Annotated in this window: 2 rRNA genes (1 of these 2 cut by a window edge); both read left to right on the top strand. The window is 55.3% G+C overall.

The features are described from left to right. Positions 1–2244: ribosomal RNA gene (locus tag BUE30_RS17105) — 23S ribosomal RNA — on the top strand (it extends 658 nt beyond the left edge of the window). A gap of 126 nt (positions 2245–2370) precedes the next feature. After that, positions 2371–2485: ribosomal RNA gene (gene rrf / locus BUE30_RS17100) — 5S ribosomal RNA — on the top strand. The last annotated feature ends 15 nt before the right edge of the window (positions 2486–2500 follow it).

Below are 2500 nucleotides of genomic sequence, written 5' to 3'. Positions count from 1 at the left end.
GAGTCTTAATAGGGCGAATGAGTTCGTGGCATCAGACCCGAAACCGAGTGATCTAGGCATGTCCAGGATGAAGGTGAGGTAACACTCACTGGAGGTCCGAACCCACACCTGTTGAAAAAGGTCGGGATGAGGTGTGCCTAGGGGTGAAAGGCCAATCAAACTCGGAGATAGCTGGTTCTCTGCGAAATCTATTTAGGTAGAGCGTCGCACGAATACTCCCGGGGGTAGAGCACTGGATGGGTAATGGGGGCCCACAGCCTTACTGATCCTAACCAAACTCCGAATACCGGGAAGTACTATGCGGCAGACACACGGCGGGTGCTAACGTCCGTCGTGGAGAGGGAAACAACCCTGACCTACAGCTAAGGCCCCCAATTCATGGCTAAGTGGGAAAGCAGGTGGGACGACCAAAACAACCAGGAGGTTGGCTTAGAAGCAGCCATCCTTTAAAGATAGCGTAACAGCTCACTGGTCTAGACAAGTTGTCCTGCGGCGAAGATGTAACGGGGCTCAAGCCATGAGCCGAAGCTTAGGGTGTGTAGCAATACACGCGGTAGCAGAGCGTAGTGTGACATAGACTTTGTCTTATCCTGATCTTCTTGCAGGACTGTCGAAGGTGCCCGAGTGTTCGCACTCAAGCAGCCGAAGGCGGTAGTGCACTTAAGAAGAGATCAGAAAAGACGAAGTCTTTACTGTGAAGCCGGCCTGTGAGGGATCCGGTGGAGTGATCACTAGCGAGAATGATGACATGAGTAGCGACAAAGGGGGTGAGAGACCCCCTCGCCGAAAGTCCAAGGGTTCCTGCTTAAAGCTAATCTGAGCAGGGTGAGCCGACCCCTAAGGCGAGGCCGAAAGGCGTAGTCGATGGGAACCAGGTTAATATTCCTGGGCCAGGAGGATGTGACGGATCGCGGCTGTTGTTCGACCTTATCGGATTGGTCGGGCAGCGAAGCGGTCCCTGGAAATAGCCCTCCATGAGATCGTACCCTAAACCGACACAGGTGGACTGGTAGAGAATACCAAGGCGCTTGAGAGAACGACGTTGAAGGAACTCGGCAAAATACCTCCGTAAGTTCGCGAGAAGGAGGCCCGGTTTTTGCGCAAGCAGAGGCCGGGGGCACAAACCAGGGGGTGGCGACTGTTTACTAAAAACACAGGGCTCTGCGAAGTCGCAAGACGACGTATAGGGTCTGACGCCTGCCCGGTGCTGGAAGGTTAAAAGGAGGAGTGCAAGCTCCGAATTGAAGCCCCAGTAAACGGCGGCCGTAACTATAACGGTCCTAAGGTAGCGAAATTCCTTGTCGGGTAAGTTCCGACCTGCACGAATGGCGTAACGACTTCCCCGCTGTCTCCAACGTCGACTCAGCGAAATTGAATTGCCTGTCAAGATGCAGGCTCCCCGCGGTTAGACGGAAAGACCCCGTGCACCTTTACTACAGCTTCAGACTGGCATCAGGCTGGGCATGTGCAGGATAGGTGGTAGGCATCGAAGCAGGGACGCCAGTCTCTGTGGAGCCATCCTTGAGATACCACCCTTGCGCTGCTTGATGTCTAACCGCGGACCGTCATCCGGTTCCGGGACCCTCTGTGGCGGGTAGTTTGACTGGGGCGGTCGCCTCCCAAACAGTAACGGAGGCGCGCGAAGGTTGGCTCAGAGCGGTCGGAAATCGCTCGTCGAGTGCAATGGCATAAGCCAGCCTGACTGCAAGACAGACAAGTCGAGCAGAGACGAAAGTCGGCCATAGTGATCCGGTGGTCCCGAGTGGAAGGGCCATCGCTCAACGGATAAAAGGTACGCCGGGGATAACAGGCTGATACTGCCCAAGAGTCCATATCGACGGCAGTGTTTGGCACCTCGATGTCGGCTCATCTCATCCTGGGGCTGGAGCAGGTCCCAAGGGTATGGCTGTTCGCCATTTAAAGAGGTACGTGAGCTGGGTTTAGAACGTCGTGAGACAGTTCGGTCCCTATCTGCCGTGGGTGCAGGATACTTGAGAGGAGTTGCCCCTAGTACGAGAGGACCGGGGTGAACGATCCACTGGTGGACCAGTTGTCGTGCCAACGGCAGTGCTGGGTAGCTATGATCGGAAAGGATAACCGCTGAAGGCATCTAAGCGGGAAGCCCCCCTCAAAACAAGGTATCCCCATCAGGACCGTGGAAGACCACCACGTCGATAGGCCGGAGATGTAAGCGCAGCAATGTGCTCAGTTGACCGGTACTAATCGTCCGATCGGCTTGACCTGATCCGGTAACAGCAGAACTGCCGTTGCCCAATCAGAAGCCATACACCCCAACAAACTCGACATTGGATCAAAAAAGGAGGGAGCCGTCACGCCGGCGCAAAACATCCCTCCCCTATCCTTCTTCGGTCTGGTGGCAACAGCACGTGGTAAACACCCGATCCCATCCCGAACTCGGAAGTTAAGACCCGAAGCGCTGATGGTACTGCGGCTCAAGTCGTGGGAGAGTAAGTCACCGCCAGACCTAAAAAGGATAGGA

The sequence above is a fragment of the Wenxinia saemankumensis genome (assembly GCF_900141735.1).
GTDB lineage: Bacteria > Pseudomonadota > Alphaproteobacteria > Rhodobacterales > Rhodobacteraceae > Wenxinia > Wenxinia saemankumensis.
This window is presented reverse-complemented; position numbering and strand designations above follow the sequence as displayed.